General features: G+C 57.7%; 19 protein-coding genes. 10 read left to right on the forward strand and 9 right to left on the reverse strand.

The genetic code is table 11. The features are described 5' to 3' along the window. Positions 1 to 53: 53 nt before the first annotated feature. The 4 genes from GVJ63_RS03105 to GVJ63_RS03120 all read left to right on the forward strand — a co-directional run bounded on the left by GVJ63_RS03105 (position 54) and on the right by GVJ63_RS03120 (position 3,331). On the forward strand, positions 54 to 1,238 hold the full coding sequence (locus GVJ63_RS03105; protein ID WP_010245326.1) for an MFS transporter: 1,185 nt from the start codon (positions 54 to 56) through the stop codon (positions 1,236 to 1,238). 207 nt (positions 1,239 to 1,445) lie between these two features. Then, positions 1,446 to 1,940, forward strand: a complete 495-nt coding sequence (locus GVJ63_RS03110) for an Rrf2 family transcriptional regulator (protein ID WP_010245324.1) — start codon at positions 1,446 to 1,448, stop codon at positions 1,938 to 1,940. A gap of 270 nt (positions 1,941 to 2,210) precedes the next feature. Continuing rightward, entirely contained in the window at positions 2,211 to 3,029 is an 819-nt protein-coding gene (locus GVJ63_RS03115; RefSeq protein WP_010670095.1) for an RNase A-like domain-containing protein, read from the forward strand. An 8-nt stretch (positions 3,030 to 3,037) separates the two neighbouring features. Then, on the forward strand, positions 3,038 to 3,331 hold the full coding sequence (locus GVJ63_RS03120; RefSeq protein WP_045140382.1) for a contact-dependent growth inhibition system immunity protein: 294 nt from the start codon (positions 3,038 to 3,040) through the stop codon (positions 3,329 to 3,331). A gap of 362 nt (positions 3,332 to 3,693) precedes the next feature. On the opposite strand, the gene oqxB is transcribed toward GVJ63_RS03120, so the two are convergent. Both oqxB and GVJ63_RS03130 read right to left on the reverse strand, forming a co-directional pair. After that, positions 3,694 to 6,846: a multidrug efflux RND transporter permease subunit OqxB gene (oqxB, locus tag GVJ63_RS03125; protein WP_159226403.1), complete on the reverse strand. Its 3,153-nt coding sequence runs from the start codon at positions 6,844 to 6,846 to the stop codon at positions 3,694 to 3,696. 12 nt (positions 6,847 to 6,858) lie between these two features. Next, entirely contained in the window at positions 6,859 to 8,013 is a 1,155-nt protein-coding gene (locus GVJ63_RS03130) for an efflux RND transporter periplasmic adaptor subunit (protein ID WP_010245312.1), read from the reverse strand. A gap of 302 nt (positions 8,014 to 8,315) precedes the next feature. Here GVJ63_RS03130 and GVJ63_RS03135 point away from each other — a divergent pair, with 302 nt between their 5' ends. From GVJ63_RS03135 to GVJ63_RS03145, 3 genes are all read left to right on the forward strand, one after another. Further along, positions 8,316 to 8,657, forward strand: coding sequence for a helix-turn-helix domain-containing protein (locus GVJ63_RS03135; protein ID WP_009090299.1), 342 nt, complete (start codon positions 8,316 to 8,318; stop codon positions 8,655 to 8,657). An 86-nt stretch (positions 8,658 to 8,743) separates the two neighbouring features. Continuing rightward, on the forward strand, positions 8,744 to 9,178 hold the full coding sequence (locus tag GVJ63_RS03140; RefSeq protein ID WP_010670098.1) for a ribonuclease domain-containing protein: 435 nt from the start codon (positions 8,744 to 8,746) through the stop codon (positions 9,176 to 9,178). 2 nt (positions 9,179 to 9,180) lie between these two features. After that, on the forward strand, positions 9,181 to 9,444 hold the full coding sequence (locus GVJ63_RS03145) for a barstar family protein (RefSeq protein WP_010670099.1): 264 nt from the start codon (positions 9,181 to 9,183) through the stop codon (positions 9,442 to 9,444). On the opposite strand, the gene GVJ63_RS03150 is transcribed toward GVJ63_RS03145, so the two are convergent. The 4 genes from GVJ63_RS03150 to GVJ63_RS03165 form a co-directional block, all read right to left on the reverse strand. After that, positions 9,441 to 11,807, reverse strand: a complete 2,367-nt coding sequence (locus GVJ63_RS03150; protein ID WP_159226404.1) for a virulence factor SrfC family protein — start codon at positions 11,805 to 11,807, stop codon at positions 9,441 to 9,443. The genes GVJ63_RS03145 and GVJ63_RS03150 overlap by 4 nt on opposite strands. After that, entirely contained in the window at positions 11,804 to 14,767 is a 2,964-nt protein-coding gene (locus GVJ63_RS03155; RefSeq protein WP_010670101.1) for a virulence factor SrfB, read from the reverse strand. The genes GVJ63_RS03150 and GVJ63_RS03155 overlap by 4 nt, the downstream gene beginning before the upstream one ends. Before the next feature lie 2 nt (positions 14,768 to 14,769). After that, the gene (locus tag GVJ63_RS03160; protein ID WP_159226405.1) at positions 14,770 to 16,137 is read right to left on the reverse strand and encodes an SrfA family protein; all 1,368 of its coding nucleotides are present in this window, start codon (positions 16,135 to 16,137) and stop codon (positions 14,770 to 14,772) included. 172 nt (positions 16,138 to 16,309) lie between these two features. Continuing rightward, entirely contained in the window at positions 16,310 to 17,521 is a 1,212-nt protein-coding gene (locus GVJ63_RS03165; protein WP_159226406.1) for a benzoate/H(+) symporter BenE family transporter, read from the reverse strand. A gap of 84 nt (positions 17,522 to 17,605) precedes the next feature. On the opposite strand from GVJ63_RS03165, the gene GVJ63_RS03170 reads away from it, so the two are divergent. The 3 genes from GVJ63_RS03170 to GVJ63_RS03180 all read left to right on the forward strand — a co-directional run bounded on the left by GVJ63_RS03170 (position 17,606) and on the right by GVJ63_RS03180 (position 19,231). Then, on the forward strand, positions 17,606 to 18,163 hold the full coding sequence (locus tag GVJ63_RS03170) for a helix-turn-helix domain-containing protein (protein ID WP_045140377.1): 558 nt from the start codon (positions 17,606 to 17,608) through the stop codon (positions 18,161 to 18,163). 66 nt (positions 18,164 to 18,229) lie between these two features. Next, positions 18,230 to 18,655: a MarR family winged helix-turn-helix transcriptional regulator gene (locus GVJ63_RS03175; RefSeq protein ID WP_010670105.1), complete on the forward strand. Its 426-nt coding sequence runs from the start codon at positions 18,230 to 18,232 to the stop codon at positions 18,653 to 18,655. Between the two features lie 15 nt (positions 18,656 to 18,670). After that, on the forward strand, positions 18,671 to 19,231 hold the full coding sequence (locus GVJ63_RS03180) for an isochorismatase family protein (protein ID WP_010245270.1): 561 nt from the start codon (positions 18,671 to 18,673) through the stop codon (positions 19,229 to 19,231). A 13-nt stretch (positions 19,232 to 19,244) separates the two neighbouring features. On the opposite strand, the gene GVJ63_RS03185 is transcribed toward GVJ63_RS03180, so the two are convergent. The 3 genes from GVJ63_RS03185 to pqqU form a co-directional block, all read right to left on the reverse strand. Continuing rightward, positions 19,245 to 19,586 (reverse strand): contact-dependent growth inhibition system immunity protein, encoded by a 342-nt coding sequence (locus GVJ63_RS03185; RefSeq protein WP_132498585.1) that lies wholly within the window; start codon positions 19,584 to 19,586, stop codon positions 19,245 to 19,247. Further along, a complete protein-coding gene (locus tag GVJ63_RS03190; RefSeq protein ID WP_010245254.1) occupies positions 19,555 to 20,379 on the reverse strand; it encodes an RNase A-like domain-containing protein in 825 nt (274 codons plus the stop codon). The genes GVJ63_RS03185 and GVJ63_RS03190 overlap by 32 nt, the downstream gene beginning before the upstream one ends. A 91-nt stretch (positions 20,380 to 20,470) precedes the next feature. Then, positions 20,471 to 22,591, reverse strand: a complete 2,121-nt coding sequence (gene pqqU / locus GVJ63_RS03195) for a TonB-dependent receptor PqqU (RefSeq protein WP_200843102.1) — start codon at positions 22,589 to 22,591, stop codon at positions 20,471 to 20,473. Between the last annotated feature and the right edge of the window lie 69 nt (positions 22,592 to 22,660).

Here is a 22,660-nt window from a genome sequence, read left to right on the forward strand (position 1 = left end):
TTATTGCAGAACATGTTATAAAAACGGTTCGCCTGCTAACCAGGAGATTGCCTGTGAATCAGAACAACAAACCCGGCATCGCCGCCATTATTACCCTGGGCTGGGTGCAGATCCTGTCATGGGGCGGGTCGTTCTACCTGATGGCGGTGATGGCGAATCCGATTGCGGCTGAGACAGGCTGGTCACAGCAGTGGATTTATGGCGCACTCTCGACCGGGATTCTGGTATCGGGCCTGCTGTCACCGCTGGCAGGCAGGATTATCGCCCGCACCGGTGGCCGCCTGTTGCTGGCACTAAGTGGCATGGTGATGGCGGTGGGGCTGGTGATCATGGCTTATAGCCACTCTCTGCCGCTGTTTCTGTTTGCCTGGGTAATTATTGGCATCGGCATGGCGATGGGCCTTTATGACGCACTGTTTGCCACACTCGGCACCTGCTATGGCGGTCAGGCGCGTGCAGCGATCACCGGTATCACCCTGATATCTGGCTTCTGCACCACGCTGGTCTGGCCGGGAACGGCGTTGTTAATCCACGGATTCGGCTGGCGAAACGCGTCGCTGATTATTGCGGCACTGATGGTCGTCTGCGTGCTGCCCGCCTATCTGTTTGCCTTACCCGACAGTCATGCTAAGCGGCCGGTGAAGCGACTGAGTCCGCAGTCTGGCACGGCGGAGATTGCGCCTGCGCTGTTCTGGCTGCTGTGTGCCATTTTTACCCTGGCGTCCGTGATCATGACGGCTATTTCCGTGCAGCTTATCGCCTTGTTGCAGGCCAGTGGCCATACGCTGACCTCGGCGCTGGCGATCAGCGCCGTACTTGGCCCGTGTCAGGTGGGATCCCGACTCGTCGATATCGCCTTTAAACGCAGTCATCCCATCCGTACCACCTTTTTTTCCGTCGGGCTGGTGGCACTGGGCTTGCTGTTACTGGCACTGTTTCCGCAGATGGCGTTGCTGAGCATGGTGTTGTATGGCGCAGGAAATGGCTTACGTGCCATCGTGCGCGGAACTTTACCGCTGGCGATGGTCAAACCAGAGTCCTATGCGATTGTGGTGGGTAAAATGGCCCGCCCGGCGTTGATGGGGCAGGCACTGACGCCGTTGATAGGTGGATATGTGTTTGAAAAGATGGGAGCATCGGCGACGCTGTGGTTGCTTTGCGCCCTGGCAATCTTTAACGTGGTACTGGTTATTGCGCTGAAGCAGCGATTACCGGCGACAGCGGCCACCACGGCATAACGGAACGGTTCTCCTTGCTCCGCAGGAAGAGGGCCGTTAGCAGGCTAAGCACCTTGTGCTATCGGGCCTCAGCCTTTGGTGAATACGTGCCTTGTCACCGCCGGTTTGCTTCAAAAAAGCAACAGTGTTTGTTATATTTATTGCTCATTGATTGTTCACTTATGCGGCAATAAAACAATAAGATGCACCGCAACTCAGGATAAAGAAATGCTTGATTACCGCTTCCCGACAGCTTTGCAAATGGTTCTGAGCGTAGCGATGGCGGAGCAAATGGGAAAACGCTCTACCAGCGCGATTCTGGCCTACGGGCTGGAAGCGAATCCCAGTTTCATACGAAAATTAATGGTCCCGCTGACCCGTGACGGCATTATCGTCTCCACGCTGGGCCGTACCGGTTCGATTCATCTGGGCCGTCCTGCTGCAGAAATTACTCTGCGGGATATCTATGTCTCAGTGATCGAAGACAAAAAAATCTGGGCCGCGCGTCCTGACGTCGCGCCGCGCTGTCTGGTCAGTGCCAACCTCTGCTGGTACTTCAAGTCGATAGCCGATGAAGCCGAGCAGGCGTCGCTGGATGTGCTGGCAAAACGCACCGTGGCAGACGCACTGAACGAACTGAAGAAACGCGACACCAGCAACTGCACCGCCGTGCCGGAACCTGAACCCGAAGAGATTGATGATCTCTGCAAAAAGAGCCGCTGATTAGCGGCTTTTTTATGCCTGCTGGTCACTAACTTCCTGCCTCAAATCTGCCATAAGCCAATAACTCACTTTCCTGGGGTCGGTTATCACGCTGAACCTGATAAACATTTGAAAATTCAGCATCCTTAACAACATTAATGTTTTTTTCGTTTTCTGAAATGACAGGTGAACACATTCATGTAAAATCTATTTTCTGGTTTTTAGTGGATCTAAAATCTGAAAAGAAGAGACTATTTAGCCACGTATCTACTGCTCACATGAGGCTTCATTATGGATGATGATATAAAAATCATGATGTCCCCGGTTCAGCTCACTGCTGCTCTCTCGGATGAAACGGTTACTGAAGGTGAATCACTCAGTAACCGCTTATACGGTGGGTTGAATCTTGCATTAGGGACACTTGAATTAACCGGAGCAACCGCGCTGTGCATAGCGCCAGATCCATCCGGACTGACAAAAGCGGCATGCGTTGTCGTTGGCGTACATAGTCTGGATAGCATTCATGCTGCGGCTAATCAGGTACTGACAGGCAGAAATACGCGTACAGCAACTTTCCAGTTGGCCACAGCGACGGCTAAAAAGCTTGGCGCCGATAATAAGAGCGCAATGAATATAGGTTTAATGGTCGATATTTCTGTTCCGACGGCCTTTGCCTTTGCTGCCGGAGCGGCACGTGTCGCCTCTGTACGCTTCGGTAAGTTAAAGCTGGCTGAGCATGAAGCCGTTAAAGGTATTAAGGCTGGCGGACATACTATTGCTAAGCATGTAAATATTTCCGAAGCGGATTTGCTCGCGCGTCTTGCGCGAAGTCCTAAAACGCCGCTTGCAAGTTCATTTGTTAATATTGAGCAGGCAGAGCGATTCATAAGCGCCGGTTTGAAAGCGAACCGCTGGAAGATCATCTATTGGGCTGCCGCCAAAAGCGAAAGCATACTGGAATTAAGCTGGCAGTCCCGAACCGTAGTCGGTTATGGTTTCAGGCAAGGCAGTACAACTCGTCTGGAAGCGTATGCTGTCAGGATTGTTTTGCACCGTAAAGTGTTTAACGGCAAACCCTATTATCTTCTGACTTCATATCCTTCTTTCTGAGGCTATCAATGAATAAAAGTTATAAAAATACTGGAACGCTTATTCGGGTTTTTTTTGGTCAGGATTATGATCTTTTTGGGGAAACGGTAGAAGAAGTACTGGACAGTTATTTAGAAACTGAGAACCCAAAAACAGCAGCAAAGGTCTGTCAGGAAGCAGGGTATTTACTGTCCTTAAATGATCAAGCACTTACAGAGGCGTTTGAATCCATCAGTCAGGGAGAGTTCTATCCTGAACCCTGGGGAGAAACAGTACGGACTTTTTTGGAAAAGATAAAAAGTCATTTAAGTGCCAGACTTTAACTTAAAGGATTAACGGGTCATACGGTTAATGACTGTGAGTGGAGTTTTGGCTTAGTGAATAGCAGATGAGGAGAGGGAGCGTAAGACGTGTCAGGACCAGGTTCGCTTTCACTGAAGAGTACCGATGTATGTGGTATGAATTTTAAATTTTATATTATTAATCAATTTATTATTTGGAAAATTCATTCCTGATATCCAGATAAGCAGAACGCTGAAGATCAAAGATGAATAATGATTCAGAGAAACGCTGAATGAAAGATTGAAGCGGCGCTAACCTGCAAGGCAGAATCTGCCGGCATCTGTGAATCACAGGCAAAAAAAGGGGGGCGATCCTATGATCGCCCCCTTTTAACTTTTACGGTTTACGCCGTCACGGACGATGCACTACCTGACCGACGCGTCACCAGCTTGCGCAGGGCCACATAGAACACCGGCGTCAGGAACAGGCCGAACAGCGTCACGCCGAGCATGCCGGAGAAGACCGTAATACCGGTAACGCCGCGCACCTCTGCACCCGCGCCTTCACCCAGAATCAACGGTATTGTACCGGCGATAAAGGCGATGGAGGTCATCACAATCGGACGCAGACGCAGGCGACACGCTTCCAGCGCCGCTTCCACAATCCCTTTGCCCTGAATCTCCAGCTCCCGCGCAAACTCGACGATCAGAATCGCGTTCTTACAGGCCAGCCCCATCAGCACCACCAGTCCGACCTGCACGAAGACGTTGTTGTCACCGCCAGTCAGCCAGACGCCAAACAGCGCAGAGAGCATGGTCATCGGCACAATCAGGATCACCGCCAGCGGCAGCGTCCAGCTCTCATACAGCGCGGCCAGCACCAGGAACGCCAGCAACACGGCCATCGAGAAGACAATCAGCGCGGTATTGCCCTGCGTTGACTGCTGATAACTCAGATCGGTCCACTCGATGTTCATGCCGTTTGGCAATAGCTGACCGGACATCGCTTCGAGCTGACTCATTGCCTGCGCCGAGGAGAGCACGCGTGGGTCGGCATCACCAATCAAATCCGCCGCCGGATAGCCGTTATAGCGGATCACCGGGTCGGGACCGTAGGTAGTGGTAATGTTGACCATGCTGCCAATCGGCACCATCTCACCTCGATCGTTTCGGGTCCGCAGGTTAGCGATATCTTCGATGCTGTCGCGGAAATCCCCGTCAGCCTGCGCCATCACCCGCCAGGTGCGGCCAAAGCGGTTAAAGTCATTCACATACGACGAGCCGAGATAGGTCTGGAGCGTGCTGAACAGCGCGGTCAGCGATACTCCCTGCGCTTTGGCTTTATCCCGGTCTACCTTCACATCAAGCTGCGGAACGTTGGCCTGATAAGAGGAGATGGGGAAGTGCATCCCTGGCGTCTGCATGATGCTGCCTGACAGCGTATTAATCGCCGTCTGCAGTGCGCCATAACCCAGACCCGCGCGGTCCTGCACATAGAGCGAATAGCCCGAGCCCTGGCCCAGCCCCAGAATCGGCGGTGGCATAATCGAGAAGCCAAAGCCCTGCTGGATTTGAGCGATCTTCGCATTGATCTCAGCGTTGATCTCCGCCGCCGTATGTTTGCGCTCATTAAACGGCTTAAGACCGAAGAACACCGTGCCGCTGTTCGGCGTATTGGTGAACTGCAATGCATTCAGGCCAGGGAACGCGACCGCATAGGCGACGCCTTCGGTCTGCATACCGATTTCGCTCATCTTACGAATCACAGCATCCGTGCGCGCCAGAGAGGAACCTTCCGGCATCTTCACGCCACCAATCAGGTAGAGCTTATCCTGCGTCGGAATAAATCCACCTGGAACGGTGTGGAACATAAATCCGGCACCCGCCAGCAGCAGAATATAGACGCCAAACACGGCGCCACGGCGACGCAGCGTACGGCCCACCAGCGATTCATAACCATGGGCACTGCGCTGGAAGAAGCGGTTAAACGGCCGGAATAGCCAGCCAAACAGCGCATCAATGATCCGCGTCAGCCGGTCTTTCGGCGCGTGATGATCTTTCAGCAGCATCGCCGCCAGCGCAGGCGAGAGCGTCAGCGAGTTAATGGCAGAGATCACTGTAGAGATGGCGATGGTAGTGGCGAACTGCTTATAGAACTGCCCGGTGACGCCAGAGAGAAACGCCATCGGCACAAACACCGCGCACAGCACCAGCGCAATGGCGATGATCGGCCCGGAGACTTCACGCATCGCCCGATGTGCAGCGGCGCGCGGCGACAGCCCCATCTCAATGTTACGTTCGACGTTCTCCACCACCACAATGGCGTCATCCACCACGATACCAATCGCCAGCACCAGCCCGAACAGGCTCAGCGTATTCAGCGAGAAGCCAAGCAGATAGAGCACGCTAAAGGTACCAACTATCGAAACCGGCACCGCCAGCAGGGGAATGATCGAGGCGCGCCAGGTCTGGAGGAACAGAATCACCACCAGCACGACCAGAATGACCGCTTCCAGCAGAGTCTGCACCACGGCTTTAATCGAGTCGCGGACAAACACCGTCGGATCGTAAGGCGCGGCCCATTTCACGTCGTTGGGAAAGCGGGTCGCCAGCTCATCCATTTTGGCGCGAACCGCATTGGAGAGGTCGATGGCGTTGGCGCCAGGCGCCTGGAAGATGCCGATACCGACCGCATCTTTGTTATTCAGCTGCGAGCGCAGCGCATAGCTGCCCGAGCCCATCTCAATCCGCGCCACATCGCGCAGCCGCACCAGCGAACCATCTTCCGAGGTTTTCAGGATGATATCGCCAAACTGTTGCTCGCTCTCCAGTCGTCCCTGGGTGTTGATTGACAGCAGAAAATCGCTCTGTTTTTTCAGCGGCTCGGCACCCAGCTGACCGGCAGAGACCTGCACGTTCTGCTCCTGCATCGCCGTTACCACGTCAGAGGCGGTCAGACCACGCGCCGCCACTTTATTAGGATCAAGCCAGACGCGCATCGCATACTCGCCTGCGCCGAAAATCTGGATCTGACCGACACCCGGCAGGCGGGCCAGCTCATCTTTCACCTTGAGGGTGGCGTAGTTACGCAGGTAGAGCGAATCGTAGGTATTGTTCGGTGAGAACATGTGGACGACCAGCGTCAGGGTCGGCGACATCTTCTGGGTGGTGATCCCCAGCCGACGCACATCTTCCGGCAGACGGGCTTCCGCCTGCGCTACGCGGTTCTGCACCTGCACCTGCGCCTGATCAGGATCGGTGCCTGGACGGAAGGTGACGGTGGTCACCAGCACGCCGTCAGAACCGGCCACTGACTTCATGTACATCATGTTTTCGACGCCGTTGATTGCCTCTTCCAGCGGCGTCGCCACGGAATCCGCAATCACTTTCGGGTTAGCGCCTGGATACTCGGCGCGCACCTGCACGCTGGGTGGCACCACGTCGGGATATTCACTGACTGGCAGCAGCGGGATTGCAATCACCCCGGTCACAAAAATCAGGATCGACAGCACCGCAGCAAAAATGGGCCGGTCGATAAAAAAGCGGGAAAAGTCCATAGCGGCCTCGGGTTATTGAGCGGCTGCCGCACGCATGGCGACCGGCTGAGCAGTGACCGGCATGCCGGGCATAAATACTTTTTGCAGACCGGCGATGATGACCTTGTCGCCAGATTGCAGACCCGATTTAACGATGCGCAAACCATCCACCATCGCGCCAGGCTGGATATCGCGCCGCTGCGCTTTACCTTCGCCATCCACCACGTAGACATATTTGCGATCCTGGTCGGTCAATACCGCTTTATCATCGATCAGCACCGCCTCGAACTGCGCGCTGCCGGGCAGACGCACGCGGGCAAACAGGCCAGGCGTAAACTGCCGCTGTTGATTGTCGAGCAGGGCGCGCATACGAATGGTGCCGGTGCTGGCGGTCAGCTGGTTATCCAGGAAGTCAATTTTGCCCTGGTGCGGGAAACCCTGTTCGCCGACCAGCGCAATCTCAACCGGCAGCGCATGGCGCTGCTGGCCCTGACGCGCCATCGCCTGATAGTTCAGGAAGGTGTTCTCATCGACATCGAAATAGACATACATCTGCTGCTGCGACACCAGCGTGGTTAACACACTGGCGCTGTCGCCGGCGGTCACCAGGTTACCGGCGGTGATCATCGCCCGGCTGGCGCGGCCATCAATCGGCGCGGTAACGCGGGTGAAGTCGAGGTTCAGCTGCGCCATATCGACCGCGGCCTCTGCGGCCAGCACATCCGCCTGCGCCTGACTGGCGGCAGAACGACGCTGCTCCCACGCTTCGCGGGAAATCGCCTGCGTGCCGATCAGCTTCTCGCTGCGGCCCGATTCGCTGCGGGCCAGACTCGCCTGACTGCGCGCCCGGGCCAGTTCCGCTTTGGCCTGCTCCAGCGCCGCGCGGTAACTCCGGTCATCAATGGTAAACAGTACCTGACCTTTTCTGACCTCATCGCCTTCACGATAGTTAACGGCATCAATGTAGCCAGAGACGCGCGGACGCAACTGCACGCTCTGCACCGCTTCAACCCGGCCATTGAAATTGTCCCATTGACTGACCGGTTTGATCAGCACGGGTGCGGCACTTACTTCAGGCGGCGGGGGAGCGGCGTTTTGCGCCACACCTTTATCGCAGCCGCTCAGTTGCGTGATGAGCAGTACCATCCCTAAGAGGGTTAAACCCTGACGAACCCGGTTCGTAATCATTGTTGTTATTCCGCGATAGATATAAACAGGCGGCCTGCAGGCCAATATTTGCAACTTTTAAGATTGCAATTAATCGCGGTGAGTGTAGGCTTGCGTGGCTGGCAACTGCAAGAATAACAGATACACTTTATGTGCGGTTTAGGGCAGGGCGATGAAAGCCTGAACAACTTAGCTAAAACCCCACAAATAGTGCGGCATTTAATGTACTAATAAAACTTGCATTAAATGGCATAGTCAGCCACCCTTAAGTGTAACTGCAACTGATACTAATACTTTTCGCCACGGCGACAGGAGAGACTGGAATGATGAGTGATGCTTTTATTCACGATTTAATCGACTGGATTGATAACAACATCGAAGCACGTCTGGATCTGGATACCGTTTCAGAGCGCGCGGGCTACTCCAAATGGCACCTGCAGCGCATGTTTAAAGAGCACACCGGTTATCCACTGGGTGAATACATCCGGGTTAAGAAGCTGAAGAAATCAGCCGACCGCCTGACCAGCACAGATGAACCGATTCTCAATGTGGCTATCTCGTTAGGTTTCGACTCTCAGCAATCCTTTAACCGCAGCTTCAAACGCCAGTATGGCGTCGCGCCGGGTGCATGGCGTCGGCACAGCGGGGATTCGCACGCAGCATAACCTCGCCAGGGCCAGCTTGTCTGGCCCGCGCTTTTCTCTGCGCGCAAAACTGGTATCATCTGCGTCCTGTCGTCACGGATGCCATCATGTCAAAAAAACTCTGGATTGGACTTTTTCTCGTCCTCGCGGCCTGTTTCTACGGCCTTAAACCCTATCTGAATTCCGTTTCAGCCCCTGCCCAGGCCGATATCGCCACCCTGACTGACGCCCATACCGTGGCGCGCTGGGTGCTGCAGCATCAGCAACTGCCGGACTACTACCTCACCAAAAACGACGCGCGCAAGCGTGGCTGGAATCCGGCCAAAGGCAACCTGTGTGACGTGTTGCCAGGCAGAGCCATTGGCGGCGATCGCTTTACGAACCGTGAAAAGCGTCTGCCCGCGCGTGCGGGCCGTCAGTGGTATGAAGCGGATGTGAATTATCGCTGCGGGCATCGCGACGCCGATCGCCTGGTTTACTCCTCTGACGGGCTGGTGTTTCTCTCCACCGATCACTACCGCAGTTTCAGGCAGGTGCCCTGATCATGCTTAATCTGACCTTTGACCTGCGTCAGCTCACCACGCGCGCGGCGTTTTATCAGCAGTTTGCTGAGCAGAGCGGCTGTCCGCAGACCTTTGGACATAATCTGGATGCGTTATGGGACTGGCTGACGGGCGGGATGGCGCTGCCTGCGACAATGTGGTTGCAGCACTATGCCGCACATCAGGCCGATTTAGCGCCTGTGCTGGCGCTGCTGGAAGAGGCGGCGCAGTCGCTGGAGGGCGAACTGCGCCTGATCATTGATTAAGCGCGTAGCGGCTTGAGCAGCGCTACCAGCGCTTCGCGGGCTGCCAGTGGCAGATCGCCGCCGCCAGTGTAACCATTGTTCTCAATGATGACCTGGTTCAGCCCCACCAGCCAGTCGTAGATATAGTAGGCCGTGTGGTTGGCCGGGGCGGCAGAGAGTCTGGTCAGACGCTGACCGGAACTGAAGCTGACGCTGGGAGCCGGAGGACGCGAGAAAATCACCTGACCCCGGTTAACGCGGCTGGCAGGGCGTTCATTTTCAGGACGCTGTAAAAAGCCGAGCCAGGCCACAAAATCCCCCAGCACCGTCATCGCCCGCGTCACCTGACGATCCGCGCGTGATTCATGGCTGACGCTCTGCGTATCGGGCTCATGCAGCGCCTGCTGCAGCTTTTGCGCGATATCGGTGCGGAATCCGGCCGTGATCAGCTCTTCAACCAGCCACTCCATCGTTGGCTTATCCACGTTCAGCAACGCCAGCAGGCTGCGGTTTTCCGGCAGCTGACGCAGATGATCCAGCCACAGCAGCAGCACCTGACGCGGATAGTGCTGCGCGCTCTGCAGACTCTGACGCGGCTGAACCGGCGCTTCAGCCGGGCTCTCACTGAACAGGTCAAATTCAAACCCGATGCCAAACTGATTTTCCGGGGCCTGAATACTGGCCGGTTTGCTGCCTTGCAAGGCCGACTGATTGAGCCACAGCTGACGCAGCGCCTCACGCGGCGGCTGCAGGCGTTCCAGCAGCTCGCCATGCAGGCCGGTCCGATGCTGTAAACACTTCAGTAGCGTATCGGCGATATTCTGTTTGCGTGCCGCCTGTTCCGGGCTGGCACCCGCTTCGGTCCAGGGCAATAAACGCCGCTCCACCACAGTGTGCTGAATCTGCGCCAGCTGAGCCAGCAGCATGTCGCGGCGCGCTTCCGGCTGCATCTCATCCTGCAACCAGCTCGCCATGCGGTCGACGCCCGCGCGATCCAGTGCCAGCATCGATCCCCAGTGCTGACCGGGCTGTCCCATCTGACGCTGCACCGCTTCATCCACATTGACCTGCTGATGGCGGGCGTCGAAAGGGGTAATCGCCCAGATCAGACGCGGTTTCTCTGCGGATTCCTGTGCAGGCTGCTGACGCTGCCATTCGCGCAGCGTTTCGCTGGCGAGGTCGGCATCCTGACGCTGGCTGGCTGCGGTACAGACCAGCAGCAGATCAATTGCCTGACGCGCGGCGTAAAAACCGGGCAGCAGGGCACGTTTCTGTTCCAGCAGTTGGGCACGCAGCGGATCCTGCTGCTGCAGGCGCTGACGATCTTCCTGGGTTGCCGCGTCACCGGACTGGCCTGGCGCGGGCAGTTCCAGCATATCAGCATCATCATAGAGCGCGGTTCGCGGTGTGGAACTCAGCGGGACCAGCACTTCCAGCGTCAGCAGCGCCAGTAATCCCAGTGGCACGTTCTGCGCCTTACCGATGCGGTTACCATTCAGCGGGCAGACTTCCACCAGCTGCTGTTGATCCTGCTCACTGGCCGGCACAATCAGCTGCTCGGCCGGCAGCAGTGATGTGTCGGTCAGCAGGCTCAGTGGAGCAAGCACCCGGCTGCTGTTACGGAGCTGGTGACGCAGATGCAGCAGGGTGCGCAGCATCTCATTCAGTTCAGGCTGACCAGGCCACAGCAGTGAAAAAAGCTGTACCCGGTCGTCAACGCTGAGCCAGGGCGCCAGCTCAACCGCCTGCGGCCAGAAATGACGATCAAGCCGCGCATCGTGGTGCGCACGGCGACGGCACCAGGACCAGAGTGTCACCAGCGCATCGCCTTCCAGACCCGCCAGCGGCGTGGCGAGGCGATGACGCTGCAGGCGCTGCAGTGCGCTGTCGATCTGTGCGGTGTCGGGCGTTGTCGCGCCGGCACAGGCGACCATCAGCCGTACGATCTCCGCTTCACTCAGCAGCGTCAGTTCAACCGGCCACTCGTTTGAAAGTGGCTCGCGCTGATGGCTGAAACGGGTGGCGGTAGCAAAATCGAGGTTGCCGGGATTGATATGCTGAAACCAGTTCAGCAGTTTATCACCCATGCGGGTCACTAACTGGCCCTGTGCATCGGCCACCATTTCGTTCAGCAGCCAGGCCTTACCCGCCTGCGACTGGCCAAACAGCGCCAGCGTCACCGGACGCGCCACCTGCTGCGCCAGCGCCTGAGTCTGCACGCGCGCCTGGCGCAGTTGCAGCGTCAGGGTTTCTGCTTCCAGCGCCAGACGCGGCGACTGCTCACGGCTGCTCTCAATCCAGGCCAGACTGTTATTCAGGGCGTCCTGCAACAGGCCAAGACGTTTTGCCAGCGTTTGCGGCTGACGGGGTTTCAGGGCTTTCATCGTTTACACACGCTCCCGCTGTCAATCCAGTATTGCGCATTGGCATTGCCGGTCGCCGACAGGGTATTCAGCTTAAGACTCAACTGCTCCAGCGGCACGCGGGTGCCATCATCCAGGCGGGCATCGCTCAGCACCAGACTTTCCGGGCCGGACGCGTCGGGTCCGGCTTTTACCGCCAGCCGGATGCGCAGCACGCTCTCACCGGCCACTTTACGCGCCAGGGTCGCGTCGTTCAGCGTCAGGCTATAGAGTGGTGAGGCGGGCCAGCGATCGTTATCAAGCTGGCGGAAGCCGAGACAGACGTTGCCGCGAATACGGAAACTGCGCTTTTTATCCAGCACATAGCCGGGATCGTCGAGGTCAATTTCGCTGTAGCAGAGGTTCTCGTCCGTCAGCGCCTGGTTTTCGTCGAGCATGCCAAGATAGCGAATCGTCGAGTAGGGTTCAAAATCGCCTGCGCGGAACCAGAAGCTGCTGAGGCGCAGATCCAGCGCCAGCAGGCAGAGCATCGCGCCGACCGCCGCGGTCGATTTTGGATTGTCGATGCGGCCATGTTTGTTAAACGGATACCAGTCGCTGGTGTGATAGCCTTCCAGCGACAAAATACGGCTGCCCGGCAGCGGTTGCAGATGACGCACCAGCGCCTGAATGCCCGGGAAGCGCGACGGGCGACCGGTCAGCAGCAGCACGTCACACTGATAGAGCGACACCACTTCACACATTGAGCGCAGCGCCGGGATAATCGCCATCCGGTGCTGCATAAATTCGCCGTGCAGCTGGGACAGGCTCACCACCAGCGGCACCTGCAGCAGGTCAAAGCGGCTGTTACCGCCCAGCTCGCGCTGAATCTCGCCGTTGACGAACGCCAGTACCGCTTCGCCCGGAGGCTGATCGACCAGCTCGCCAAACAGTGCGTTGATCTCCGCGTGGCTCTCCAGCGGATCCCAGTTTTCGTAGCGTTCCAGTACCGCCTGCGCCAGCGGAATAAACAGTTGTAAGGTGATCTGCTGACGCAGCGTGGCCTGACCGTCCATGCGGCTGTCGTGACCAAACAGCTTGTTCATCAGCGGTTCCGCCAGCGTCAGGCCCGCTTTCTGCAGATGCTGCTGCAGCGCCGGTAAAATCCACAGCTGAATCACATCCAGCAGGATATCGTCGCCCGCGACTTTAAAGCCTTCGCGGAACAGCAGTCGCGGCGTGATTTTGACGTTGTTGCCCTGACCATCATCCAGACGATACTGGGTGATGGCGAGGTCAGTAGTGCCGCCGCCGATATCAATCGAGGCGATGCGCAGGCTCTTGCCTGGCAGTTCGTCAGCATCGCGCGGGCGATCCGGACGGGCCATGCTGCTGAAAAAGTCTTCGGCGCGACCGGCAAAGTTGACCTGGGTTTCATTAAACAGCCAGACCATCTGACCACAGGTCGCTTCATCCCACTCCATCTGCACATCCGGCAGCGGTTTCGGGTTCTGACGTGGCAGTGCTGGTGAAAGGTCATCTTCGTCAGCCAGCCAGCCTTCCGCTTTCCAGACCAGCGCCAGCGCTTCCTGCATCCGGCGGCGGAAAATTTCACGCTCCGGCTTCGGCATCGCTGACGGCAGCGTCAGGATCACATGGCGCAGCTGACGCGGCGCGTGGCTCTGTGGCATCCGCTGACGCTGTGCCGCGCTGTTCATCTGCATCAGCGCCTGAGCCAGCAGCTCACACAGCATAAAGGTCATCAGCGAACTGCGGCTGTAGTGCGGAGAAAAGACCGGCAGACGATCGTCGGGTGCCAGCGTCGAGAGCGGCTGGCCTTCGTCGTTGAGCAGGGTGGTAAAGGGTGCGGCATAGGCCAGCGGTTCAGCCTGCTCGCCGGGCGTGTTAAAACGCCAGCCTGGCTGATAGCGCGCCTCATCCCACAGATAACGGCGCGGGCTGGAGAGGCCGGTGCTGCCTTCCAGTCCCACACGCTGCAGGGCCAGACGGCTCGCTTCACGGCCGACGCGCGTCAGAGAAGGCCACATAAAGGCCTGCTCACGACCGCTCTCCAGCGAGAAGTTCGCTTTGCCAAAACGGGTCTCGGCAAACTCCAGACGGCTGTCAAACAGCTCGTTGTAAACCTGATGCGGCTGCGACAGATCGCGCAGCTGCAGCTCATAGGTCTGTTTCAGGCCGTTGCTCTCTTCCGGGTGATCTTCAACCAGAATGCCGCAGGTATGGGAGTTACCGACATCCAGAATGATATCGACATTGACCGCCGGGGTCTGCAGCGTGGCGGCCTGAATATGGATCTCGCTGAGGTCGAGCTGTTCGCCCAGCAGTTCCAGCAGATTGAGGTAGTGCGCCTGATACTCAAACTCTCGCAGCGCCTGATTAATCGCCTGTTCGCGGCGATCGGAGACGCGGTCGGTAAAGGATTCGCGCAGCCAGCCGTCAACCCAGGTCAGGTCAAGAAAATCACCCAGCTCGTAGTTGTGCCAGGCGAGCGCAAAGGTCACACCGTTCTGTGCATCAGCCGTGCTGAGGCCGAGCTGTTCACCGCCATCCTGTTCCGCCACGCAGCGGGTATCAAAGGCCAGGCTGACGCGATGGGTATTGCCCGCTGCATCGGGCGCGGGCAGCGCAACCAGACGCATCCGCGCCCAGTTTTCAGGACCGCCGATAAAACGACGTCCGCTGGCACAGCGCAGCATCGGCAGCGGCAGCCAGCAGGCTGACAGCAGGGACAGTGAGTCCGCCAGCGCGATATCAGACTCCGGGCGCACCACTTCCGCAGCGCCGCCATCTTCCGGATAGAGCAGGAACTTACCGCTGTTGCCATCGACGTTCAGGCGCAGCAGCGGGCCGTTGGCGGTCTGGCGCACAAACTGGCGGCGCGCCGGGGTATCTGAGAGTTGCAGGCCGAAATCCAGAAACTGCACGCCGCTGTTTTCAATCAGCGAAATTTTTTGTTTGTCATCGATCAGGGGAGCCAGCATCGTTATTTACTCTCACGCTTAATCGTCATCGGGAAGACCCGGTCATCAGCATACTGCGCTTCACATACTGCGGCGCCGATACTCGCATGGCAGACCAGCAGCGGCATACGGTAGCGCGAACTGTTCTGGCACTTCGCCGTGTAGCGGCTTTCAATCACCAGGTTACCGGCGCTGGTCATGGCCGCGCTGACATCCGCTTTACAGGTGGTATTGCCCTGGGCGATCTGCACGCTGCCTTTGCCGTTTTTAAACTGGAAGCGCATCACCGGAGGCTTACCGGTTGGCGTCGGCATCTGGTCGATAGTGACACGCCAGCGGCCATCAATCACCCGTACCTGGCCATCGCGCACCGCATCCGGCGTCACGATCAGGTCATCGGGTTTGGCCGGAACCGGCGCCGTCACCGTTGTGGCAAGGGTAGCAGATGAGGTTGCCGGTGCGGTATCGGTGGTGGTGTTGGCCGGTTTCTGCGGCTGCGATTCGGGAAGTTTTTCCGGTGCTGCCTGCTCGGCAGGTGGGGTGACGGACGGTGTCGCCGCAACCGGTGCCGGAGTCGCAGCCGGGGCCGGAATGGATACCGTTGCCGGGACTGACGCTGGCTTCCCAGTGGCAACCGGTGTTTTTACGGGTTCAGAACGATGCAGCAACACGGCCACCGTCACGGCAGCAGCAATCGCCACCGCCGGTAACAGATACCAGACGCGGAAACGGCGGCGAGCCGCTACAGGCGTCGCTGGCTGAGCTTCAACGGTGGCCGCAACCGGCAGCGGTTCAGCCACAGGCTCAGGTTCAGGTTCGGGCTCAGCGATCATCACTGGTTCAGCGATGACCGGCGCGGCAGGCAGCTCAGGCAGCGGTTCAACCAGCGCCACCGGCAGGTTCTCTTCCAGCGTGTCACGCAGGCAGGCCAGCGCGTCATCGCGGCTGCGCGCCTGGGCATCGACAAAGCCCCAGAAGGTGATGACCGGTTTGCCATCAACCAGATAGACATACTGCTGGTCGGGGAATTGCAGGGTTTTGCTTAGCAGCGCACCAAACAGCCGCATTGATGGATTCTCTGCCGCGCGCGCGCGCGTACTGAGATCCTGCATATCCTGCTGACAGGCGGTGAGCTGTTGCAGCGCCGCGCGACGTTCATGATCGCTGGCACCCAGCCAGGATTTCACCCGGCCGCTAAAAGGGGCATACCAGTCGAGGCGATCGCCCCGTTCATTGGCCTGAGGAATGGCCAGGCAATCTGCCAGTGCGCTCTGACGGCGCAGGCGCAGGGTTTCACGAATTTGCAGTGCTGAAGCGTAGACCGGCTGGCCATTTTCACCTAACGCCAGAACTGCATCTAAATTACCGCTGCGCAGAAAAGTTTTTGCCACCTGTTGGGCCCTTATCGGTCGTTGTCTGAGGCAGAAAATCGCGTGTTATCGACGATTGGGTTGATTTTACGCGGGGCAATGACAAATCAAACGGCAGAAAAAGGGGGTAAATCCACTGTTTTTTTCACCGGCTGACGGAAAAACCACCGCTATTTCAGAGAGTATGACGCAATCAGCCGGATTTGCGCACCAGCAGCAGGTGGGCGATGATGCCGCCCGCCAGTCCCCAGAAGGCCGGACCAATGCCCAGCAGCGAAACGCCGGAAGCGGTGATCAGAAAGGTGATCAGCGCGCTGTCGCGTTCGGCAGGCAGATCCAGTGCGCGGTGGAGGCTGCCACCCAGCGTGGCAAGGAGTGCCAGACCTGCCAGCGCCTCAATCAGCACCGCAGGCAGGGCACTAAACAGCACGGCGATCAGCGCACCGGACGCGCCCGCCAGCAGATAGAAGATCCCCGCCAGCGCCGCCGCGCGCCAGCGTTGCTGAGGATTTGGGTCGACCTCATTGCTCATGCAGATGGCCGCCGTAATCGCCGCCACGCAGACCGAAAACCCCCCTAATGGCGACAGCAGCAGCGCAATTAATCCGGTCCAGCTCATCAGTGAAGAGACGGGTGGACGGTAGCCGTGCGCCTGCAGCGTGGCGATGCCGGGGGCGTTCTGTGACGCCATCGTCACCAGGAAATAGGGCACGCCGATCCCCAGCAGCGTGGTGAGGGTAAAGTGCGGCATCACGACTTCCGGCATTGTCAGCCTAATCGGCTGCGGCGGAAAGTGGATGGCGTGCTGTGCCAGCGCGACGGCAACACCCACCAGCAGCGTGACCAGAATTGCATAGCGGGCCAGCCAGCGGCGGGCCAGCAGCCAGGCCAGGCACATGCTGCCGCACAGTACAAAGTTACTTTGCAAATCGGCAAAGGTCTGCAGCCCGAAGCGCAGCAGAATACCTGCCAGCATCGCCGCTGCCAGCGAGGCAGGAATGTAGTTCATCAGCCGGGCAAACAGGCCGGTGACGCCGCACAATACGATCAGCAGGTTGGCGAAAACAAAGACGCCTACCGCCTCATTCAGCGAAATGCCGTGAAAACTGGTCGCCAGCAGCGCAGCGCCGGGCGTTGACCAGGCAGCCAGCACCGGCATGCGGTAGCGCAGTGACAGGCTCAGCGAAGCGATCCCCTGCGCAATGCCCAGCACCGACAGCCAGCCGCCAATCTGCGCGGGCGTGGCGCCCGCCGCCTGAAACATCTGATAGATAATCGCGCCACTGCTGCTGTAGCCCACCAGCACAGCCACGAAGCCGGAAACCAGCATCGGCAGGGCAAAACGGGGAGGTTCCGCTCTCGTCATGGTCAGACTCTTTATGAGATTGTGCGTTATAGCGCACATGGTCGCATGATGCGCTATAACGCACAAGTGTTACACTATTGCCATAACGTCACTCACCAGGATGACGAGAAAGCAGGAGAAAAAATGGCGGATTTTCAGCAACACCTGAGCAGCGCGCTCAGACAGTTGCGGCAGGCCAATGGCTGGAGCCTGACGCTGACGGCGGAGCGAACCGGCGTCAGTAAAGCGATGCTGGGCCAGATTGAGCGCGGTGAATCGAGTCCCACCGTGGCGACGCTGTGGAAGATTGCCACCGGTTTCAACGTTCCGTTTTCCTTTTTTATCGACGGCAGCGTACTGCCTTCAGGCGCCGCGCCTGGATTCAGTCAGCCCAATGCCGACATGTCGGTACGGTCGCTGCTGCCTTACGATCCGCAACTGCGTTTTGATCTGCTGGCGGTGGAGCTGGCAGCGGGCGCGCAGAGTCATTCTTCGCCCCATGAAGCGGGCTGTGTGGAGCAGGTGGTGATCATCGAGGGCGAACTATTGCTGGGCGTCGGGGATCTCTGGCGACGTCTGCTCGCCGGGGAGGCGTTCCAGTTCAGGGCCGATGTGCTGCACAGCTACCGTAACCCGCTCAGCACGCCGCTGCGCTTCCACAGTCTGATCCACTATCTGCAGCGCCCGGACGTTACAAATTGATACCTGAGCAAACTACACAGTTTACCTTCGTATCTTTATACTTTCGCTTATCGATGGAGACGTGTAATGAGCGATCTGACTGAATCCGCTGCAATGCTGCGCATGCTGGTGGGCAAGCTGGGCCGCCGGTTGCGCGAGTCAGCACCGCCTGGCGAATTAACCTGGTCGCAGGTCGCGGTGCTGGGTCATCTGGTTCGCGATGGGGCGATGACGGTAACGCAACTGGCGGCGGCCGAGGGCGTACGCACCCAGTCAATGGGCGCGACCGTCGCCGGGTTACTGGCGGCAGAACTGGTGACGGGCGAGCCGGATCCCCATGATGGCCGTAAAACCCGCTATCTTCCCACGACGTCCAGCCTGGCGGTGATTACGTCGAGTCGCGCGATGCGCGATGACTGGCTGGTCCGGATGCTGGAAGCGCGACTGAGTCCGGCAGAACAGCAGCAACTGACCGACGTTCTCCCTCTGCTGCAACGACTCACTGACTATTAAATCTGAGGATTCAACATGGCTGTAACCACACTTGATGCAAAAACTGCGCTGATTGTTATCGACCTGCAACATGGCATTGTGGCGCTGCCGCTGGTTCATGAACCGCAGCCGGTGATCGAACGCTGTGCCGGACTGGCTGAGGCGTTTCGCGCGCACGATCTGCCGGTTGTGCTGGTTAACGTGGCTGGTGGGGCGCCGGGCCGCAATGAGCAGGCACGTCACAGCGGCGAATTGCCCGCCGACTGGGCCACGCTGGTTCCGGCGATGACCCCACAGCAAAATGACCTTACGGTCACCAAGAAAACCTGGGGTGCGTTTCACGCCACGGCGTTGCACGATGAGCTGCAAAAGCGCGGCATTACTCAGGTAGTGATTTGTGGTATCGCGACCAGTATCGGCGTGGAATCCACCGCACGACAGGCGTATGAGCTGGGTTACAACGTCACGCTGGCGACCGATGCGATGACCGATCTCAACCTCGATACGCACAACAATAGCGTGAACCTGATCTTCCCGCGCCTGGGTGAAACCGGCAGCTGTGAGGATATTAAGGCGCAGCTGAATTCGCGCGCATGATTGGCGTGTGACGTTAAGCGTCGGGCCACCGCGACGGTGGCCCGTTGAGGGCAGACACAGCTCTTATCAAAAAACTGCGCCATGTTTCTCCCCAGGGGGCCGGACGAAACTCTTCATCAGCAATCGCTGACATAATGACATTCAAATCGTCATCCTCATTCTGAAGCAGGATGTTTATTTCATTCCGCGCTTCAATAACAGGCATGTCATGATCAATATAGCTCTGGAGCATTTCTTCGAGGGTACTGCCAAAGTCGTCATGATGGCAGCTTAAAAACACTCTTAACATGCCGGTTAGCGCAGGGTATTGTTTCTCGGGTTTATCACCCCATCCACGGATAAGACGTGAGAACATAGTAAGGTTTCCCGTTATAAGTTTGCTTAAGCAGCACCACGCGCACAGCGTAACAGGTTTCTTTTGCCGCTTTACCCTGCCTGAATCCATAACCCACAGCAGCCCTGCTACGATATACCAGTTCCAGAGGACTGGCGTTATTCCCCCAGTTCGCCCAATGAATGATCCGTAGTCGGTTAGCTTTCAGGGCTGAGCTGATCGCTTTTTCTGCAATCTGAACTGAATAATATGATGATACTGAGTGCATATTTGGGCTGAGGGCCAGCCTGGCGAGTAAATCATTATCAGAAATTGCGACGTGCTTAGCAATGGTGTGGCCGCCAGCCCTTACTGAGCTGACAGCCTCATGCTCAGCAATTTTAAACGTACCCGCCCGGACGTATACAACACGGGCTGCACTAACAGTAAGTCCAAAGGCAGCTGGAACACCCACATCTATGGCCAGACCGATATTCCATGCTGCTGTGTCGTCAGCGCCAAATTTCTTTGCGAGAGCAACAGCCGTCTGGTAGGTGGCAGTTCGGGTATTCTGGCCGGTCAGCACCCGGTTAGCTGCAGCATTAATGCTATCCATACTGTGAGCACCAACGACAATACATGCTGCCTTGGTTATCCCGGTGGGTTCGGGAGCCATACACAATGCGGTTGCACCAGCCAACTCCAGACTACCCATGAGCAGGTCAAGACCACCCATAAGACGGTTGCTCATTCCCTCGGATTCAGTAACTGACTTATCGGAAAGCACCGCAGCAAGATGTACCGGAGACATTGCAATTTGTAGCTCGTTGTCCATAACAATCAATCCTTAAAAGAAATTCAATTCGCGCGCCTGATTCGCGTGTGAAGGTAATATCCGGGCCACCACAGCCGTGGCCCGAATTGTTTTAGCGGAAGGCGTAACCCAGCGTTAAACCGACGCTGTAATTGCGGCCCGGCGCGGATTCGAAGTAGCGTCCATTACTCTCATTCACAATCACTGAACCCACATAGTGCCGGTCAAACAGGTTATCGACCCGGCCAAACAGATCCAGTGTCCAGTTCTCAACCAGCCACTTATAGCCACTGTTAACCGCTGCAACGGTGTAGGACGGGGTGTTCACGCTATTCTGATCTTCAGCGGCGATCTGGCTCAGATAACGTACCTCACTGCCTGCATAAAAGCCCTGTTCCGGCAGATAACCGAGTCCGGCGTAAGCCATGTTACGGGCAATACCAGGAATGCGGTTGCCGTCACAGCTGTCGCTGCCGCAGGCGTTAGTGCGATAGCGCGCATCCAGCAGGGTGTAGGCCATCTTCAGCCGCCAGTCCCAGGCAAACTGCTGATCCAGGCTTAACTCCAGACCGCGACGGCGGGTCTGACCGGCATTTTTATAGGTAGTGCGTCCGCCACTGCTGGCATCCGCCACAATCTCATCCTGGGTATCGGTCTGGAACAGCGCCGCGCTGATCAAGCCATTGCCGATGCGTTTCTTACTACCAATCTCCAGCGTATCGCTGGTGGCCGGTTTCAGCCCCAGATTCAGACCGGTCGCGCCGTCTGAACGGTAAGAGAGCTCATTAATGGTCGGGGTTTCAAAGCCGCGACCGGCGGAGATCCACGCGTTCCAGCCTGGGTCAAAGGCATACTTCAGTGCCGCAACGGGCAGCCATTTGTGATAGCGCGCATCACCGCTGTCGTCGCCGTTACCAGGCTGAATATAGAAGTCATTAGAGTCAAAGTTAACGGTGCTGAACCGCACACCCGCATCCAGCGACAGCTTATCGGTCAGTTGCCAGGCGGTCTGCAGATAGGGATCGAGCGTCCACATCAGGTTGCGTTCGTTGCGGCGCAGATTGCCCTGTTCGCCCAGCTGTGTCACCCCGTTGCTGACCGTGAAGTTTTCATAGCCCTTGCGGCGCTCGGTCATGGTTTCGTAGTCGAGTCCGCCAGTCAGCGCCACCGGAATCGACAGCAGCGTGTCGCGATGGGTCCAGCGGGTATCGACGCCCTGATAGTGGCGGGTCAGGGCGATCACGCCACCGGGATGAGACGGGTTGCGCTGCACGGCTGCGGGGATCGACTGGAACTGGGTAGTTTCGCGCATGCCCGCATAGAGCATCACGCTGAGGTCGTCATTTTCACTCATCTGGCGCTGATAACGCAGGCCGCCCTGAGTCTGATCGACAGTCTTACGGGTGTTATAAAGCGGGACGTTGCTGACCACCTGACGTGGATTCTCACGCCACTGCGTCTCGGTTAAGCCGCCGGGATCCTGCGCGTCAATGTGAACGCTGTTAAACAGCAGCGTGAGGGTGCTGACATCATCAATACGCACGCCCAGTCGGGCGTTGCCGAGGTTCTTCTGCGCAGCGCTGTGATCACGATAGCCGTGAGTGGTGAAGCGTGAGGCGGAGACGGTGTAGTTAACATCCCCGGCATGGCTGCCGTCACCGGTCGCACCGCTGGCTTTCACGCTGTTGCGCCAGCTGCCGTAACTGCCATACCAGCTGCTGGCTTCAAGCGTGGTCGGCTGTTGTCCTTGCTGGGTAGTGACATTGATTACGCCACCCGAAGCGTTGCCATACAGCGCAGAAAACGGGCCGCGCAGTACCTCAACATGATCAATCGAGCCGATATCGATATTGGAGGTCTGCGCCTGACCATCCGGCATGGTGGCCGGGATGCCATCCACATAGATGCGCAGCCCGCGTACGCCGTAGGTTGAGCGGGAGCCAAAGCCACGCATCGACAGCTGCAGGTCCTGCGCGTAATTTTGCCTGTTCTGGATCTGCAGACCCGGCACGCTGCTGAGGTTTTCCGACAGGTTAACGCGCGGCGCTGCCTGGCGCATATCGTCACCACTGACCACGCTCAGGGCCGCAGGCGTATCAAGTTCGTTAAGGCCCGTTTCCGGCGGTGCAGCCGTGACGACCAGGGTATTGTCATTATCCGCCGCCAGCAGCGGCAGTGGCAAAATGGCAGGCAACATCAACAGCGTCGCCTGGCGCAGAGAGATTATTTTCATTATATGTGGCCTGAAAAAAAGAGAGGATATGAACCAGGTGGAACAATTTCCGCATATGGTAAGGGTTTG

It is taken from the genome of Pantoea sp. 18059, from assembly GCF_902706165.1.
GTDB lineage: Bacteria > Pseudomonadota > Gammaproteobacteria > Enterobacterales > Enterobacteriaceae > Pantoea > Pantoea agglomerans.

Excerpts from the sequence above, each read along its gene's own strand:
- GVJ63_RS03165 (WP_159226406.1), bottom strand. The coding sequence starts at position 17,521 with ATGTGCGCTATAACGCACAATCTCATAAAGAGTCTGACCATGACGAGA.
- oqxB (WP_159226403.1), bottom strand. The coding sequence starts at position 6,846 with ATGGACTTTTCCCGCTTTTTTATCGACCGGCCCATTTTTGCTGCGGTG.
- GVJ63_RS03120 (WP_045140382.1), top strand. The coding sequence starts at position 3,038 with ATGAATAAAAGTTATAAAAATACTGGAACGCTTATTCGGGTTTTTTTT.
- GVJ63_RS03150 (WP_159226404.1), bottom strand. The coding sequence starts at position 11,807 with ATGAAAGCCCTGAAACCCCGTCAGCCGCAAACGCTGGCAAAACGTCTT.
- GVJ63_RS03155 (WP_010670101.1), bottom strand. The coding sequence starts at position 14,767 with ATGCTGGCTCCCCTGATCGATGACAAACAAAAAATTTCGCTGATTGAA.
- GVJ63_RS03130 (WP_010245312.1), bottom strand. The coding sequence starts at position 8,013 with ATGATTACGAACCGGGTTCGTCAGGGTTTAACCCTCTTAGGGATGGTA.
- GVJ63_RS03135 (WP_009090299.1), top strand. The coding sequence starts at position 8,316 with ATGATGAGTGATGCTTTTATTCACGATTTAATCGACTGGATTGATAAC.
- GVJ63_RS03185 (WP_132498585.1), bottom strand. The coding sequence starts at position 19,586 with ATGTTCTCACGTCTTATCCGTGGATGGGGTGATAAACCCGAGAAACAA.
- pqqU (WP_200843102.1), bottom strand. The coding sequence starts at position 22,591 with ATGAAAATAATCTCTCTGCGCCAGGCGACGCTGTTGATGTTGCCTGCC.
- GVJ63_RS03180 (WP_010245270.1), top strand. The coding sequence starts at position 18,671 with ATGGCTGTAACCACACTTGATGCAAAAACTGCGCTGATTGTTATCGAC.
- GVJ63_RS03170 (WP_045140377.1), top strand. The coding sequence starts at position 17,606 with ATGGCGGATTTTCAGCAACACCTGAGCAGCGCGCTCAGACAGTTGCGG.
- GVJ63_RS03145 (WP_010670099.1), top strand. The coding sequence starts at position 9,181 with ATGCTTAATCTGACCTTTGACCTGCGTCAGCTCACCACGCGCGCGGCG.
- GVJ63_RS03175 (WP_010670105.1), top strand. The coding sequence starts at position 18,230 with ATGAGCGATCTGACTGAATCCGCTGCAATGCTGCGCATGCTGGTGGGC.
- GVJ63_RS03190 (WP_010245254.1), bottom strand. The coding sequence starts at position 20,379 with ATGGACAACGAGCTACAAATTGCAATGTCTCCGGTACATCTTGCTGCG.
- GVJ63_RS03110 (WP_010245324.1), top strand. The coding sequence starts at position 1,446 with ATGCTTGATTACCGCTTCCCGACAGCTTTGCAAATGGTTCTGAGCGTA.
- GVJ63_RS03140 (WP_010670098.1), top strand. The coding sequence starts at position 8,744 with ATGTCAAAAAAACTCTGGATTGGACTTTTTCTCGTCCTCGCGGCCTGT.
- GVJ63_RS03115 (WP_010670095.1), top strand. The coding sequence starts at position 2,211 with ATGGATGATGATATAAAAATCATGATGTCCCCGGTTCAGCTCACTGCT.